This window comes from Paenibacillus rhizophilus, from assembly GCF_003854965.1.
Classification (GTDB): Bacteria; Bacillota; Bacilli; order Paenibacillales; family Paenibacillaceae; genus Paenibacillus_AQ; species Paenibacillus_AQ rhizophilus.
Window position 1 is genome coordinate 110,918 of record NZ_RQPI01000010.1, and the last position, 16,578, is coordinate 127,495.

General features: G+C 52.7%; 11 protein-coding genes. 7 read left to right on the forward strand and 4 right to left on the reverse strand.

Going from position 1 to position 16,578, the window contains the following annotated elements; genetic code table 11:
* Positions 1-71: 71 nt before the first annotated feature.
* On the reverse strand, positions 72-1,706 hold the full coding sequence (locus EH198_RS16905; RefSeq protein WP_124696697.1) for a nitrite/sulfite reductase: 1,635 nt from the start codon (positions 1,704-1,706) through the stop codon (positions 72-74).
* 471 nt (positions 1,707-2,177) lie between these two features.
* Between EH198_RS16905 and EH198_RS16910 the strand changes: the two genes are divergently transcribed.
* From EH198_RS16910 to EH198_RS16920, 3 genes are all read left to right on the forward strand, one after another.
* Positions 2,178-2,387 carry a hypothetical protein gene (locus EH198_RS16910; protein WP_124696698.1) on the forward strand — a complete coding sequence of 70 codons (210 nt, stop codon included), beginning with the start codon at positions 2,178-2,180 and terminating at the stop codon, positions 2,385-2,387.
* Positions 2,388-2,538: 151 nt separating this feature from the next.
* On the forward strand, positions 2,539-3,657 hold the full coding sequence (locus tag EH198_RS16915) for a S1C family serine protease (protein WP_379310920.1): 1,119 nt from the start codon (positions 2,539-2,541) through the stop codon (positions 3,655-3,657).
* Positions 3,623-5,599, forward strand: coding sequence for a stalk domain-containing protein (locus tag EH198_RS16920; protein WP_124696699.1), 1,977 nt, complete (start codon positions 3,623-3,625; stop codon positions 5,597-5,599). The genes EH198_RS16915 and EH198_RS16920 overlap by 35 nt, the downstream gene beginning before the upstream one ends.
* A gap of 162 nt (positions 5,600-5,761) precedes the next feature.
* Here the strand turns inward: EH198_RS16920 and rfbC are convergent, their stop codons facing one another.
* Positions 5,762-6,322 carry a dTDP-4-dehydrorhamnose 3,5-epimerase gene (gene rfbC, locus EH198_RS16925; protein ID WP_124696700.1) on the reverse strand — a complete coding sequence of 187 codons (561 nt, stop codon included), beginning with the start codon at positions 6,320-6,322 and terminating at the stop codon, positions 5,762-5,764.
* Positions 6,323-6,341: 19 nt separating this feature from the next.
* On the reverse strand, positions 6,342-7,220 hold the full coding sequence (rfbA, locus tag EH198_RS16930; protein ID WP_124696701.1) for a glucose-1-phosphate thymidylyltransferase RfbA: 879 nt from the start codon (positions 7,218-7,220) through the stop codon (positions 6,342-6,344).
* Between the two features lie 283 nt (positions 7,221-7,503).
* On the opposite strand from rfbA, the gene EH198_RS16935 reads away from it, so the two are divergent.
* The 3 genes from EH198_RS16935 to EH198_RS16945 all read left to right on the forward strand — a co-directional run bounded on the left by EH198_RS16935 (position 7,504) and on the right by EH198_RS16945 (position 12,480).
* Positions 7,504-10,083, forward strand: coding sequence for a U32 family peptidase (locus EH198_RS16935; RefSeq protein WP_124696702.1), 2,580 nt, complete (start codon positions 7,504-7,506; stop codon positions 10,081-10,083).
* A 227-nt stretch (positions 10,084-10,310) separates the two neighbouring features.
* Entirely contained in the window at positions 10,311-11,204 is an 894-nt protein-coding gene (gene galU, locus EH198_RS16940) for a UTP--glucose-1-phosphate uridylyltransferase GalU (RefSeq protein ID WP_124696703.1), read from the forward strand.
* A 178-nt stretch (positions 11,205-11,382) separates the two neighbouring features.
* Complete coding sequence (locus EH198_RS16945; protein WP_124696704.1) at positions 11,383-12,480, forward strand: glycerol dehydrogenase; 1,098 nt, start codon at positions 11,383-11,385, stop codon at positions 12,478-12,480.
* A 151-nt stretch (positions 12,481-12,631) separates the two neighbouring features.
* Here EH198_RS16945 and EH198_RS16950 read toward each other — a convergent pair whose 3' ends face one another.
* Complete coding sequence (locus tag EH198_RS16950) at positions 12,632-15,091, reverse strand: O-antigen ligase family protein (protein WP_124696705.1); 2,460 nt, start codon at positions 15,089-15,091, stop codon at positions 12,632-12,634.
* Positions 15,092-15,215: 124 nt separating this feature from the next.
* Between EH198_RS16950 and EH198_RS16955 the strand changes: the two genes are divergently transcribed.
* Positions 15,216-16,577, forward strand: coding sequence for an ABC transporter permease (locus tag EH198_RS16955; protein ID WP_124696706.1), 1,362 nt, complete (start codon positions 15,216-15,218; stop codon positions 16,575-16,577).
* Position 16,578 lies beyond the last annotated feature (1 nt).

Genomic DNA, 16,578 nt, shown 5'->3' on the forward strand with positions numbered 1-16,578 from the left:
TAACAAAGGACCGCGGCAAACTGCCGCGGTCCTTCCTTCGTATTCAACTTCCCGATATTTCAATCTTTCAATCAAGAGGCGGTCGCGGCCAGGATCGAGCTCAGCTTTTCCTGGAAGGCAGGCAGGCCAACGCGTTCGGCGAATGCATGGAAGCCCTCGCCCGCGGCGCGCTCGCTCTTGTAGAACAGCAGAAGCTGCTCAACCACGCCTGCCACTTCGTCCGCCTTGACGCGCCCTTTAAGCGGCTGCGCAAACTTTGCGGCCGGGCCCTGAGCTCCGCCGCCAAGCGTACCGCCGATGGCGATATCATAGGCTTCAACCATGCCTTCGGGGGTCTTCACCAAAGCGCCCTGCAGTCCGATGTCTGCGATCTGCTTCTGCCCGCAGGCATTCGGGCAGCCGATCAGATGAATGCGCACCTTCTCTTCAAGCGTCAGGCGCTCGTCCAGAAATTCGGCAATGGCTACGGCCCTTTTTTTGGTCTCCACCAGAGCCAGACTGCAGAACTCGTTGCCGGTGCAGGCTACTGTACGGCTGATAAAGTGCTTCGGCGCAGACGACAGGCGCTTCAGCACAGGCGCGGCCAGCAGCTCATCGACCTTGTCGTTCGGCACGCCGCTGAGAATCGCGTTCTGCGACATCGTCGTGCGGATGTTGCCGTCGCCATAAGCGTCGGCCAGATCGGCCAACTGCGTCAGCTCGTCGGCGTTAAGCCGTCCTACGGGTACGTTCAGGCCGACATAATTCAGCCCCTGCTGCGGCTGCGGATGCACGCCGTCGAAATAGGCGGCCTGCCAGCCGGCCGTTTTGTCCTCGCCCCGTGCAGGCAGCTCCCCGATCACTTCAACCAGCTTGTCCTTGAATTTCTCCGTGCCCCAATCGGCCAGCAGAAATTTCAGCCGGGCATGGTGCCGCTTCTCGCGGTATCCATAGTCGCGGAAGATCGTCGCCACTCCCGTCGCCACCTTCAATACCTCGTCCGGGCGGACAAAGATATCGAGCTTCTGCGCCAGGTGCGGCTTGGCGGACAGTCCGCCGCCGACCATGACATGGAAGCCGACGGTTTCTTGACCGTCAATTTCCTTAACGGCAGGTGTAAATGCCAAATCGTTGATCTCCGCATGGGCGTTGTTATAAGGGTTGGCGGAAATCGACATTTTCAGCTTGCGCGGAAGGTTGGAGAAATCGCGGTTCAGCATGAAGAAGCCATTCACTTCGTCGACAAGGGCTTTGGTATCCAGCAGTTCGTCCTTGTCGATCCCGGCGAGCGGATTTCCGACAATGGTGCGCGGGCAGTCGCCGCACGCCTCGAACGAATATAGGCCGACCTCTTCCAGGCGTTTGAAAATGTCCGGGAAATTGTCCACAGTCAGCCAGTGGAACTGGATCGCCTGCCGGGTTGTAATATCGACGAGTTCTCTACCGTAAAGCCGGGAGATATCGGCTAAGGTCCGCGCCTGCGCGGATGTCATGATGCCGGTGTTGATGCGGACACGCATCATAAAATGACCGTTCTTCGGTTTCTGCTGATACACGCCCGCCCATTTGAAGAGGTCCAGATCATCGGCCGGAATGGAGTCGTAACCCTCCAGCGCATATTTTTCAATAATAGTGCGAATAACGTCCAGTCCGTCTTTTTCCAGTTTGACTAATTCGAATTTAGACAGCTTGTCCGGATCTTTGGTCCAAATCGGCTCATATGCCATTGATGTTGCCTCCTTCAGAATCCTTGACGGTTTGCGCCGGTTTCGCGCTCATTTCTAATATAAATCCGACGAGGTCGCTATGATATTAGTTTGATGGTATCAAATAATCCGGCCTCCCGTATGTGAAGTAAGGTATAGCTCGTATAACAATTGTTTATGGAACCTCCAGGTTCCGTTGATAAATACAAGGCATATGCTCGGCCCGCAGCGCGTAAGATTCAAACAGGGACAATCCCGTTAATATAGTTATTAGTAGGATGTAAAAGAGATTTTCCGTCTCAGGCACATTGAAAATTAAATATTCGCATTAGGTGTCAATGAAGGTTGTCACAAGTACATAGTTTTTTGTAAAAATCCTATTGCGCGCCGTCTTTGGTAACGGTAACATAGAAGTGAAAATGCATAAGCAGAGAGTAGACGGTGCCGCTGATGGGCATGTCTGCTCGACAACCATTAGGAGGAGGTAGGGCTATGCTGCTTGCGGAAGCCGCCACGGCAACTGCGTCCAGATTTCATACCTTTGATGTGTTTATGATTTTGTTCACGGTGCTCATAGCGACCGGGGTTGTCCGGCTGCTCAGAGCCCCGCAGAAGAACAAGTTTGCGATTGCCTTCGGAATCGTCAGTCTGCTGGTCTTTCTCGTTTCCGACTATGCCATGGTCAAATATTGGCTAAGCTGAAGAGCCGGCGTTTTCATGGAATGATTACAGAAGAATCGTTTGTTTATCGACGAAGACACCTTTGCCGCCTGCGGGAATCAAGGTGTCTTTTTTTCTTTTTTTCAAGCGGGGCGGCACAAAGATAATACAGATTTAATAAAGGGGACAACATATGGAAAAAGATGGTATGATGCGAAACAAAGGCCTGCGCTTGCTGCTGTGCAGCATTGCACTGGGACTGGCTCTAAGCTGGAGCGTACCCGTGTCCGAAGCGGCGCGGAAAGGAGAAACGGCTGCCACGCATCCTTCCTCCACAGAAGCAGGTGTATTCGCTGCGGACCCGATTCCGCAAATTTATAAAAGACTGTCCCCATCGGTCGTCGGCATTATCGGCAAAGGCCAGGGCGGAAAAAATACGGGTCTGGACAACCGTTACAATCTGGTGCATGGCTCGGGCGTGATCATCACAAGCGGCGGCTGGATCGTCACCAATGCGCATGTCATCGAGTCTATGCAAAATGCCACGGTCGTGACATCGGACGGCAAATCGTACGGCATCAAGGATTACTATGCGGATGAAGTCAGCGATATTGCGCTGCTCAAGATCAACGCGGCCTATCTAAAGCCTGCCTCCTTCGCCGAAGCATCGAATGTGAAAGTGGGCGAGAAGGTCATTGCCATCGGCTCGCCCTTGTCTTTTGCGCTCCGCAACTCCGCCACCGTCGGTGTTGTCAGCGGCTCGGGACGGGTGGTCGATGCCTCGTACCGGCTTCTGCAGAGCGATGCCGCCATCAATCCGGGCAACAGCGGCGGTCCCCTCGTTAATATGAGCGGAAAGGTTATTGGCATCGTCAGCATGAAATACTCGGCTGTCGGCGTGGAAAATACGGGATTTGCGATTCCTGCGGAGACGGTCCGCTATATCATCAAGCAGCTGCTTGCTTACGGTGAAGTAAGACGACCAAGTCTTGGACTCGAGCTTCAGGAGAGCTGGTCCGCTATTGTCGGACTGCCGGCGGAAGATCCTCTAACCGTTACGAAGGCGGTCTCGGCGGAAGCCCGCAAAGCCGGTATAGCCGAAGGCGACGAGCTGTACAGCATCGACGGTCACCGTGTAACCTCTGCGGTCGATATCAATGAGCTGTTCAAAAGCTATCGTCCGGGACAGACCGTCGAGCTGCTCATGCAGAGCGGAGGAGATATCGTTCAGCGCAAGCTGGTGCTGGGAGAAGGAGATCCTATGGTTAATAAGGGGGATGGCGGCAGCGAAGATGAAGGACCGGAAGAGTAACAAGAAGCGAAAGCGGGGAGAGCTGGATATGAACAAGATGTGCCTAAGAGTCCTGCATGTCGCGCTGGCCGCGCTGATTATCCTGGCCATGCTGCCGATGAACGGTGCGGGGGCAGCGGAGAGAGAGACCCTACTGCTGACGCTCAAGTTAGGCAGCAAGCAGGCAAAAGCGAATGGACAAGTTATGGTCATCGCCGCGCCTTTCTCCGAAAACGGCAGTGTCATGGTCCCGCTCGGGGTGTTCAAAAAAGCGTTCGGCAGCGGCGTCTCGCTGGGAAATGACGATGTTGTCAAAGTAACCTACGGTCCTCATACGGGCGCAATGACCATCGGCGGAACGATCGCCTGGAAGGACGGACAGAAAGTGAAGCTGGCTGCTCCGCCGCGGATGGTGAACGGGGTGCTTATGGTTCCGCTGCGCTTTGTAGCCGGGGTCATCGGAGCGGAGATTTCGGTTGGCAGCGGCGGGAGCATCGTTGTGGCGCTGTCTGCCGCAAATTCGGGGGGTGACAGCCTGCTGGAGAGCGGCATCGACAGCGAAGCGGGCAAGACGAAGGTCGGAAACAGCTATTATGAGTGGAGCATGCTTTACCCGGCCGGGCTCATCATCGGTGACAGCGGCGGAGAAGAGGGCGTGTCCAGCTTCATGAGCGCCGATAATGGTTATTATCTGGAGGTTCATGTGGCGCCGCAGGGTGCTGCCCCGGACGCCGACGAACTGCTGGAGCAGCTCGTGAGGAGCTCCGAGGACAGCGGAGAGGTCGTGCTGGACCGGGAAATTTTCCCGCAGGCAGCCGTTCCCTATGCACGCATTGTCAGCAAGGACCCCGCCGGAGCCTTGTGGGAAGGCCGCGGATATTATGCCAATGGGCGGTTGTATCAGCTGTATTTGACGGATGACAACGCCGTTAACTATAAAGACTTTGCCAAGTACGCTGTGCTGCTCGATTCATTTCGTCCCTTTTTTGACGATAAGGACAGCTCGATTCGCGATCTGTCGACCGTTCGAAACGGCCTGCGCTCTGCCGGCAGCGACGATTTCGGCATTTCTCTGCAGGTACCCGCCGCATGGAGCATTGACAACCGGCATCTCGTCTATGGGAGCAAAGACGGCAGTTATTTGAAGCTGAATATCAGCTCGGCGCCGCCGGCATCGACTCTGGATAGCTGGGAAGAGGAGCTTCGCCTCAAGGATGCGGATCTTTTTGTGCCGGAGGCTTACCGTGAGCAGGGGGTTACGGCGATGGAGATATCCGGTGCTCCGGCGCGGGTGCGGGAAGTCCGCTATAATTACGGCGGTGGGTGGGTGACGGAGTACCAGACGCTGCTGCTGAAGAACGGCTACCGCTATTATGCGGAATATGGCGCTGCGGCGGGACAGGACGAGGATAAGGCGAAGTTCACGGCGGTTCTCGACTCGCTGAAGATTGATTTTGAGACCGTCAAAGAGAACTTCGGCCGCCTGGAGCAGAATGACTATCCCTCGTTGAAAAATAAGACCGTCACCAAAACATCGAAAATGTACGGCTATGCCATCGACATGCCGAGGCTGTGGACTTCGTATCAGGGGGGATTCGAAATGCAGGCCGTCGATTATCGGTTCACCGGCGGCAGATTCCAGATCGCTGTTCTTCCCGATGGTTCCTTGGATTATACAGTTAATCAGCTTAACGAATTCTACCGTAATGCGGGCGGCGATCCGCAGGGGCCGTTCGTCGAAAGCGTGCAGGATATAACCTTTGCCGGAGAACCGGCGGTGGAAATGACTGTGCAGCAAAAAAAGAATGGCATCCCTTCGCGCATCCGTGTCATCGTCTTCAGCCGCGAGGATGCCGTTTATACCCTAACGGCCACGCTGGGCGATGCGAACGCGACGGAAGCGCAGCAGGCGGCGCTGGATCGGACGCTCCAGTCGTTCTGGTTCACGGACGGAGGGAAGTAATAACGGGGGCAAGCGGTCTCGGACATAAGCCAGCTCTACCAAATAGCAAGAACCTCCAAACCGCACTGAGGCGGAATGGAGGTTCTTTTTTAAGCGGAATGGAGGTTCTATTTTTAAATAGAAAAGCTTGATTTGGCATTCCGTCTACCGCAGGGCAGGGACTTAAGCGTTATACACGAAATTGAGATTCGCATCCTTGAGGAGCGGCGCCTTCTCGTCTTTGGCCGACAGCACCGGCACCACATCGATAGGCCACTTCACGCCGATGTCCGGGTCGTTCCACAGAATGCCTCCGTCGCATTCCGGCGCGTACAGCTCGTCGCACTTATACTGAACCTCCACGTCCTCGGTAAGCGTCATGAAGCCGTGGGCGAAGCCTTTGGGGATAAGCAGCTGCTTCTTGTTGTCCGCGCTCAGTTCGATTCCGAACCATTGGCCGTAAGAAGGGCTTCCTTTCCGGATATCGACAGCGACATCATAAATAACACCGCGCGTGCACCGGACGAGCTTCGTCTGCGCTTTGGGGTTCAACTGGTAATGGAGTCCGCGCAGCGTCCCTTTAACCGCCGAGTAGGACTGGTTATCCTGTACAAAATCCAGGTCGATCCCTTGTTCCAGGAATTTCGCCTGGCTGTAGGTTTCCATGAACCATCCGCGATGGTCGCCGAAGACGGCGGGCTCTACGATAAACACGCCTTCCAGATTTGTTTTCGTGAATTTCATCTATTTCACTCTTTCCGCGTTAATATTTGATTTTGCCGGTGGCCACCTTGATCAAATACTGACCGTAGCCGGTTTTGCTCAGCTTCTCGCCGCAGCTCAGCAGCTGCTCTTCCGTAATCCACCCGTTAATATATGCAATTTCCTCGGGGGCGGCGATTTTGATGCCCTGATGGTCCTCGATCGTTCTGACAAAATTCGTCGCGTCCACCAGACTCTGGTGCGTGCCGGTATCCAGCCACGTAAAGCCGCGTCCCAGAAGCTCCACATCCAGTTCGCCAAGCCGCAGATACTCCTCGTTGACCGAAGTGATTTCCAGTTCGCCCCGATGCGAAGGCTTTACATTTTTCGCAATGGAGACGACCCGGTTATCGTAAAAATACAGTCCCGTGACCGCATAGTTCGACTTGGGCTGTTCAGGCTTTTCTTCGATGCTAAGGACTTTGCCGTCCTGGTTGAATTCCACAACCCCAAAGCGTTCCGGATCGTTAACGTGATAGCCGAATACCGTAGCGCCCTGCGGTTTGTCCGAAGCGCGTTTCAGGATTTGACGCATACCGGCTCCATAATAAATATTGTCTCCGAGAACCATGGCGACCGATTCGCCGCCGATAAAGTCTTCGCCAAGGATAAAGGCCTGCGCTAACCCGTCGGGACTCGGCTGGACTTTATACTGCAGCGAAATGCCGAACTGGGAGCCGTCGCCCAGCAGACTCTCGAATCTCGGTGTGTCCTCGGGAGTCGAAATAATCAGAATGTCGTTGATTCCCGCCAGCATCAGGGTGGATAAAGGATAGTAAATCATCGGTTTGTCATAAACCGGCAGCAGCTGCTTGCTTGTAACCATCGTCAAAGGATATAGGCGCGTGCCGCTGCCGCCTGCTAGAATAATGCCTTTCATTTTCTGGGTCAGCTCTCCCTACTACATATAATTAAATAATCATGGCTATGTATATTTTACGCTCAACGCTAGATTGCTGTCTATTTCTCTTTTCCATTTGCTTCAAGAAATCCATTCCAGTTCCTTGCTGCTTCGCTTCAGGACTATAGCATACAAGTGTGATATTTGATACAATAGATAGGTTAACCGGACATAAATCTGTTTTAAATCCATGGTAGTCCGGATCACATAGGCTTTTTCATATTAATAGACCCGTCCCCTTGGACGGTTTGGGAGGATATAGATGAAAGAACGGGATATACGCAGGGAAGACGTGGAGCTGCTCGCTCCGGCGGGCGACTGGGACTGTATGCGCGCGGCGGTGGCGAACGGGGCGGACGCCGTCTATTTCGGCGTAGAGAAGTTCAATGCCCGGGCAAGAGCGAATAATTTTCGGATGGACGAGCTGCCGGAAATTATGGCTTTTCTGCACAGCTATGGGGTTAAAGGGTTTTTGACCTTCAATATTCTGGTGTTCGAGAACGAATTGGAGGATGCCCGGGAATTAATCGAGGCCTGTATCGACGCGGGCGTGGACGCGGTCATTGTGCAGGATCTCGGGCTGGTGAAGCTGATCCGCGAGATTTCGCCGGATTTTCCGATTCACGGCTCGACGCAGATGACGATTACTTCGCCGGAGGCGGTGGAATTCACCAAGCCGTTTGAACTGGAACGCGTAGTGCTGGGCCGGGAAAATAATCTCAAGCAGATCCGCACGATAGGCGATCAGGCGCGCCTGCCGATGGAGGTGTTCGTGCACGGCGCGCTGTGCGTCTCGTATTCGGGCCAATGCCTGACCTCGGAGATGTGGGGCGGCCGTTCCGCCAACCGGGGCGAATGCGCGCAGGCCTGTCGGCTTCCGTACGATCTGGTTGTGGACGGCGAGGTGAAGCCGATGGGCGATATCGCCTATCTGCTGTCGCCGAAGGATTTGGCGGCCATCGAACTTATACCGGAGCTGATTGAAGCGGGCGTGACTTCCTTCAAAATCGAAGGACGAATGAAGAGTCCCGAATATGTGGCGAATGTGGTCGGCAAGTACAGCAAGGCGATCCATCGCTATTTTGAAGGGAAATGGACGGCGCCTTCCAAGGAAGAAATGCGGGAGCTGCAGCAAAGCTTCTCCCGCGGCTTCACGCACGGCTTTCTGGAAGGTACGAATAATAAAAAGCTGGTGGACGGCACCTTCCCCAAAAGCCGGGGCGTCTACCTTGGCACCGTGGAGCAGATCCTGCGCGACGGCGTCGTCTGCCGGATCGAAGCGCCGGTGAAACGCGGCGACGGGATTGTATTCGATGCGGGTGATCCCACGAAAAAAGAGGAAGGCGGCCGCATTTACGATTTGCGCCGCAAAGGCGTGAAGCTGGAAGGCGAAGCGCAGGAAGGCTGGATTGTCGACATTGTCCCCGGACGCAGCGATGTCAACCTTGACCGTCTGCATGTCGGCGACCGGATCTGGAAGACGAACGATCCGGCGCTGGATAAGGCGCTGCGCCAGACGTACGAGACGGAGAAGCCGTACCGGGTGTTCCCGGTGCATGTAAAGGCGGCGGGCCGCGCGGGCGAGCCGCTGGCAACCTGGTGGACCGACGTGCAGAAGGGCGTTACCGTTCGCGTCGACTCCGAGCTTATGCTTGAGACGGCGAACAAGCGCCCGATGGACACCGCGCTGCTGGAAGAGCAGTTCGGACGCCTCGGCGGAACCGTCTTCCAGCTTGAGCGGCTGGACGCCGAACTGGAAGGCGGCGTCATCGTGCCGATGCGCGAGCTGAACGGCATCCGCCGCCGCGCGGTGGAACTGCTCGCCGGCGAGCGTCCGAAGCCGCCCGTATACGTGAAACGGGCGGTAGAGCTCTACGGCGACGGTGCTTCGCGCGGCGCCGGAAGCGCCGTCCCGGCACGGCCGGACGGCGTGGGAACGTCCGCCCCGCGCGGAGCGGGCGGCGCCTTCACAAGCGGCGGCGATGCGCAGCTCACCGCGCTGTGCCGCAGCCTGCCGCAGGTGCAGGCTGCCTTGAAGGCCGGCGTAACGTTCATCTACGCCGACTTCGAATTCATCAAGCAGTTCCCGGCAGCGGTGGAGGCCGTTCGGGCTGCGGGCGCGAGAATCGCGCTGGCGACGCCGCGCATCCATATGCCCGGCGAGAACGGCTACCATGCCAACATCCTGCGCCTCCAGCCGGATGCGGTGCTGGTGCGCAATACCGGCGCGCTGTATTATTACCTGCGCCGCCGGCGGGAAGAGCCGGATGCCGTGCATCCGCAGCTTATCGGCGATTTCTCGTTGAATATCGCCAACCACAAAGCGGTTGACCTGTTCCTCGAAGCCGGCTGCGATCTGGTAACGCCATCGTATGATCTGAATATCCAGCAGATGGTCGATCTGCTGGGGCGCAGCCGCACTTCACAGCTTGAAGTGGTCATTCACCAGCATTTGCCGATGTATCATACGGAGCACTGTGTCTACTGCACCTTTATGAGCGAAGGGACCGACTTTACAAACTGCGGTCGTCCCTGCGAGAGCCATCGGGCTTCCCTGCAGGACCGGATCGGCATGTCCCATCCCGTCCGTGTGGATGAAGGCTGCCGCAACACCGTTTACAACGCGATCGAGCAGTCCGGCGCGGAATATCTGAACAACTTCCGTGAACTCGGCGTATCGACTTTCCGCGTGGAGTTTCTGGAAGAAACGCCCGATCAGGTAGCCGAGGTTATCAATCTGTACGGCAAGGCGCTGCGCGGCGAAATTTCCGGAACCCAGGTGTGGAAGACGCTCAAAGCGACCAACCAGCTCGGCGTTACCCGGGGGCAGCTCGTCAAGTAACCGTAACGGATGATCCAATGACATATGATACCCAGCAGTACTCTCCAGCTCCCGCCTTCCGGCGGGGGTTTTTGTTTGTGTGTTTTTCAAATGGTTTACCATTCTTTTGTATGACTAATCTGACAATATCTCTCTGAAGCTGATATAATAGTGTAAAAGACGATCTTTCATTCTAACGAATGCAGTTCTACATAACATGACCTAACTTTAACTAAAGGAGCCATAATATGACTAAAATTCGCAAAGCTATTATTCCGGCCGCCGGCCTCGGAACCCGCTTCCTGCCCGCCACCAAGGCGATGCCCAAGGAGATGCTGCCGATTGTGGACAAACCCACCATCCAGTACATTGTGGAAGAGGCCGTCGCTTCCGGCATTGAAGATATTATTATCGTGACAGGCAAGGGCAAGCGGGCGATCGAGGATCATTTCGACAATTCGTTCGAGCTGGAATTCAATCTGGCTGAGAAACAGAAATGGGAATTACTGGATTCCGTCCGCAAATCGTCCGAAATGGCAGATATTCACTATATCCGGCAAAAAGAGCCCAAAGGTCTCGGACATGCCATCTGGTGTGCGCGCAAATTTATCGGCAACGAGCCGTTCGCCGTACTGCTCGGCGACGATATCGTCGAGTCTGATAAACCCTGCCTGAAGCAGATGATCGAAGTCTATGACCAATATAAATCATCCATTGTAGGCGTACAGCCGGTGCCGTGGGATGAGGTTTCCCGTTATGGCGTTGTCGACGGTACGGAGCTGGCTGAGCGTGTCTATAAAGCGAACCGGCTTGTCGAGAAGCCGAAAAAAGAAGAAGCGCCTTCCAATCTGGCCATCCTTGGACGATACATTTTGACTCCGCGCATCTTTGATATGCTGGGCGAGCAGCAGGCGGGAGTAGGCGGCGAAATTCAGCTGACGGACGCTATTGCCCGTCTCAGCGAGGTGGAGCGAATTCTGGCCTTCCACTTCGAGGGACACCGGCATGACGTTGGCGAGAAGATGGGCTTTATCCAAACCACGATTCATTATGCGCTGCAGCATGAAGAACTCAAGGAAGATCTGCTCGTTTATCTCAAGAGTCTGATTGAAAACGAAGCATCAAAGACAGTGTCGAAATAATATCGGATAACAAAATAATGACGGTGTGCTGTTTAAGCGCGTCCGCACTACAGCATAGAAATGGCAGTCCGGGAATTGGCTCGGAGCTGCCATTTTAACGTTATATAGCTAAAGTTGTGGCTGTTCTTCGGCTGATCGTTTATTTGTTTACAACCTTTAATGAGTAGGAGTGGGAGCATTGAACAGAAGTATCATGTCACCGGCCAAGTATATTCAAGGCAGAGGAGAAATCCGTCGTCTTCATCGGTATTGCACCGATCTGGGTGCCGGGAAAGCTTATATCATCGCTGATTCGTTTGTTCTTTCGCATTATGAGAAAGAAATCACTGGAGGCTTCCAGGAAGGGACCGCTTCATTTATCCTGCAGTCGTTTGCGGGAGAATGCAGCCTGAAGGAAGTGGAAAAGATCGCCCAAGCGGCCGAAAAGGCGGAAGCGGATGTGATCATTGGAATCGGCGGAGGCAAGACACTGGACGTAGCAAAAGCGGTCGGCTTCTACAGCCGTCTGCCGCTGATCGTCGCTCCAACCGTTGCTTCGACCGACGCCCCGTGCAGCGCTCTGTCCGTCCTCTATACTGAAGATGGCCGGCTGGAGAAGTATTTGTATCTGCGGAGCAATCCGGACAGAGTGGTTGTCGATACGGAGCTTGTGGCGGGGGCGCCTGTCCGCCTGCTGGTCGCCGGCATGGGCGACGCGTTGTCGACATTCTATGAGGCGCGGGCTTGCCGGCGATCCGCCGAGAGTCGGGGTCAGGATAAAAGCGCCATAGGAGCTTACGCGCTCGCACAGGCTTGCAGAGACACGCTGCTGGCCGATGGAGCGCAGGCCAAACAGGATGTTGAGAACGGCATTCTCTCCGAGGCGGTGGAGAATATCATCGAAGCCAACATCTACCTCAGCGGCATCGGCTTCGAGAGCGGCGGGCTTGCTGCCGCCCATGCGATTCATAACGCCATGACGCAGCTTGAAGAGACCCGCCCGGTTCTGCACGGTGAAAAAGTAGCCTTCGGAACGATTGTACAGCTTGTGCTGGAGAATGCCGATACGTCCGAAATCGCAGAAGCCCTTGCTTTCTGCCAAAGTGTCAGCTTGCCGACCACCTTGCAGCAGCTGAACTTGGATGCGACCGACCAATCAAAGCTGCGGATCGTGGCCGAGGCTAGCTGTGCCCTCCAGGAGCCGATGAGTAATATGCCTTTTGAAGTGAAGCCGGAAGACGTCCTGGCGGCTATGCTGGAGGCCGACCGGTTGGGAGCGAAGAGTTCGTTCTCATAAACAATTTTTACTGGCTGTACTGCTGAACAAGTTCATCATTTAGTCCATACCGTCTAAACTCAAAAAACGGAGCGCCGCGGTTTCCCGCATGCGCTCCGTTTCTCCCTTTCAACTGCAAAGACTGAAAAAAACTATGCCAAGCAACTTTCTATCAATACTGAGCCGCCGCAACCTCCTCAATCTTCGCTTTTTCCGAAGCATCGGCCTGAATGAGCTTGTCATAGACCGCCTGGTCCTGCTGTCCTTCTTTCTGCAATGAGGCCAGATAGAAGCGGGCAATTTCGCGATTCGTCGTATCTTTATAATCGTCGCTTAACCCTTGTTTCAGCGTGGCGGCCGCTTCGGCCGTTTTACCCGTCATGAGCTGTATTTTCCCCGCGCTAAGAGCGATTAAAGGCGTTACCGAGAACGGACGCCCCTGCATCTGTCCTGCCGGCAGCGTCTTGAGATGTGCGACGCCCGCGACCACATGCTCGTAAGCGGCAAGCCCGGTTTGGAAGTATTGCTGTTCTTTTGCGCTGTCTTTCTGGAGATAGGCCTGATTGCCAAGATCGAACGAACGGCTGATGAGCGGCTCGTACCATTCAATATCCCAGTTATACTTATCCGAATTGTCACGGTATACTGCGTAAGCTTCTTCGGTCTTCCCTTGCACATCGTACAGATTGATCAGCTGCTTCAGCATCTGCTTATTATTCGGTTCGTCCTTTAATCCGCGTGTCAGCACGGCGAGTGACTCGGTCGCGAATTGTTCATTTTTCGTCTGCTGGTATACCTGGTTGTCCAGCGAAGATAGAATAATGACCGATTCAGGAAGGCTGGGACGGTTCTTAAGCGCCTTAAGCAGCGGAGCCTTGATTTCTTCGTAAGACTGGCTTGTCTGCGCGATCGCCTTGGCATCCGCAGCGGCATTGGCTGAACTGATGTAGCGGAGCGATACAAACAGAATAGCCGCCGCCCCAATACAAGCCAGGGCCATGTAGCCTAATCGCAGCCCGGAAGAGTTCCATTTGACCGCGAGCGGTTTGGCATCCATAACAGCTGCCATCCCCGCCAGCCCGATGAACACTAGCAGGCCCATGAAGGCGTAACTCATATTAAAGTCGAGAACGCTGTGAAGCAGAATCGACAGTGCAAGGATGAGGAAGAAAAAGCCGTTTTCATAATCGTCCTTATCTTTGTGCTTCATAAACCCTCGAATATATTTGTAGAACACAAACAGGATAAAGCCCATAAATACAACGAAGCCAAGTATACCCACTTCAATTAAATACTGCAGGAAGAAGTTATGCGCCTGCCGGCTCGTGTACGGGTTATTCTGATACTTCTCATAGAGAGCGGCCCAACCGCCGCCGCCGGCGCCGAGTACAGGATAATCCTTGGCCACCTTGAGAGCATCCTTATAGAAGGTGAAACGTTCCAGTACGCTGTGCTGCTGGAAGTTGATATTTTCCAGACGGGTTTCAATATTGTCCGGCAAAATACTGCGCACGCTCGTGCCGATCAGCAAGAACGCGGCCAGTGCCACCAGCACCGTTGCGCCGATCGGAAGCCACAGATTGGTGAATCTCCGGTTTGACCAGCTCTCAAGACTCTTTTCCAGCCTAGGTGCCGCAAAACGCTGTACCACCCAGCACAGAACCGCCGTAACCGCTGAGGCAATCAGCAGATAGGACCAGCCTTTAACGGCCGCCGACGCATCAGGGACTAGGCTAAGACGCTGCCCAATCGTTGTAACCGGACTCGTCACCGCCAGCGAGGCAATACCTGCGATAATCAGATGGATGATCCACAATATTTGCCGCGCCGGTTTCAGGAACAGCAGCAGAAGAACGAATACTACCGGCAGCATGACAAGCCCGCCCCGCGAGAGCGTCAGCAGCAGCGACACGATGATAGGAACGAGCATAAAGCCGTTGATCAGCGTACCGTACCCTTTTTTCGAGCGAATCAGCGCAAATATCGCCACAAACAAGAACGCCATCAGGAAGGCGGCATATGTATTGGCATACTGGAAAATCGATGTCAGACGCAGACCGTTGGCGTCGGTCATCACCGCGTCCAGATATTTGCCTCCTTTTACCGTGTTCGAGAACCAGCCGACCAGCCCTCCGGCCACGTTCCAGGCGCCCAGCCAGTTCATCAGACCGAACCAGACGATCAGATAAGCTACTGTCAAAATAGCAGTTTGTATGATAACATTAACTTGTTTTTGTCGAAGGAGGTAGAGACTTACAATGAACAACGCTGCGTACATGCTCTGAATCAACAGCAGATTCATCGCCATATAATGCGAAACGGCGACAAACAGCGACAGAAAGTACGTCAGAGGAAGCAGCAGTACGACTACCGCCAGCAAATCCCGCTGGTCCTCCAATTTAAACCTTTTGTAATAGAGGCCGGCCCAGAAGAAGAGCATCAGACAGCCGAGCAAAGCCGCGACATAAATCGGTTTCTCAAAATCCGTCTGCTGCCCGTTAAATAATCCCACTTGAAACGGGGCCCAAATTAAAAATACAATAAAACCAATTACCAACACCCATAGCGAGTCGGGTATTTTTTCGGCATTTCTCGACTGAGCAGCCTTTTTACCGTATACTGGATTAGCCAACTTTTTAATCTCCTTTTCCTGTAGATACGACAATATTTTAGCATAAGGCAAGATGTAATTAAACTTTATAAATTTACTAAAGCTATCAGATATTTTACTTGAAGAATAGTTAGGGGAAGTATCAATGAAAGCGGCAAAGCATTTATTGTTAATTATGTGCTCTTTAATTGTTTTGGGATTATCTTACTACTATATTAGTTCGTATTGGAAAGATAACACTGACGTATCTCTACACATCAAAGTCAAGTCGGGACAAGAAATGGACTACCAGCTGTTTTATGCGCATGATCCCGATGCGTGGAGTGAGGAGAAGTCTATTCATATAGGTTATACTAATCCGGGTGATTGGAAAGAGCTTGTATTCAATTTGCCGGAGTATTCTTTTATCCGAATCGATTTTGGTAACGGGAATGCCTCAGTAACTGCTCGTGATTTGTATATCACCGCAAATTCAAAAGTGAAACTAGATATAAATGAAATTGATAAGAAACTAAATCAGTTAAAGATTGAAAAAACGGAATCCGAAGAATATCTCTTGAAGGCTAGCGGCAAAGATCCGTTCATTTATTTTGATGCCAGCGGATATATTACTGAAGCTATGCAGGGCGGAAATTGGAGTTTGAAAATCATATCTTTGTTTTTAAGCCTGTTTGCTGCTGCGGCTTTTTATTTTATAGGAAGATATGTGAAAGAAAGCATGAAATTTGTGAGAGATTTTTCTGCTAATAAGGAACTTGTTCTAAATTTGGCGAAGAATGATTTTAAAACGAAATTTGCTTCGTCATACTTGGGTGTTTTGTGGGGATTTATAAATCCTTTGCTAACTATCGGTACCTATTGGTTTGTGTTTCAAGTTGGACTGAGAAGCGGAGATGTAGGGAATGTTCCATTCATTATTTGGTTTATTGCCGGTATCATCCCATGGTTTTTTTTCTCCGACGCTCTTTCAACCGCTACTAACGCTTATCTTGAATATAGCTATCTTGTAAAAAAGGTAGTTTTTAAAGTTGAACTGCTTCCTTTAGTTAAGATTTTTTCGGCATTTTTTGTCCAGTTATTTTTTATTATTTTTATATTTATTATTTATGCATTTTATGGGAGTTTCCCAACCGTTTATAGCTTTCAACTGATCTACTATGTTGTATGTTTGTTTGTCTTAGCTGTTTCGGTATCATTCCTCACTTCGTCAATCGTTCTTTTCTTTAAAGACTTAAATCAGATAATCGCAGTTATTCTTCAGATCGGATTTTGGTTCACTCCCATTGGTTGGACGGTCAGCATGCTATCCGATTTTTGGGGCAGAATTTTCAAATTAAATCCGATGTTTTATATAGTGCAAGGTTACAGAGATACGTTTATTGATCATATTTTATTTATAAATCGCCCGTACCAAACGATATATTTTTGGTTGTTTTGTCTTGTATTGTTCACATTCAGCATAAAAGTCTTTAAAAAACTTAAACCGCATTTTTCGGATGTACTATAGG

Bases quoted from the DNA above. Each gene is read 5' to 3' on its own strand.
- EH198_RS16915 (WP_379310920.1), top strand. From the start codon at position 2,539: ATGGAAAAAGATGGTATGATGCGAAACAAAGGCCTGCGCTTGCTGCTG.
- EH198_RS16910 (WP_124696698.1), top strand. From the start codon at position 2,178: ATGCTGCTTGCGGAAGCCGCCACGGCAACTGCGTCCAGATTTCATACC.
- rfbA (WP_124696701.1), bottom strand. From the start codon at position 7,220: ATGAAAGGCATTATTCTAGCAGGCGGCAGCGGCACGCGCCTATATCCT.
- galU (WP_124696703.1), top strand. From the start codon at position 10,311: ATGACTAAAATTCGCAAAGCTATTATTCCGGCCGCCGGCCTCGGAACC.
- EH198_RS16955 (WP_124696706.1), top strand. From the start codon at position 15,216: ATGAAAGCGGCAAAGCATTTATTGTTAATTATGTGCTCTTTAATTGTT.
- rfbC (WP_124696700.1), bottom strand. From the start codon at position 6,322: ATGAAATTCACGAAAACAAATCTGGAAGGCGTGTTTATCGTAGAGCCC.
- EH198_RS16920 (WP_124696699.1), top strand. From the start codon at position 3,623: ATGGCGGCAGCGAAGATGAAGGACCGGAAGAGTAACAAGAAGCGAAAG.
- EH198_RS16905 (WP_124696697.1), bottom strand. From the start codon at position 1,706: ATGGCATATGAGCCGATTTGGACCAAAGATCCGGACAAGCTGTCTAAA.
- EH198_RS16935 (WP_124696702.1), top strand. From the start codon at position 7,504: ATGAAAGAACGGGATATACGCAGGGAAGACGTGGAGCTGCTCGCTCCG.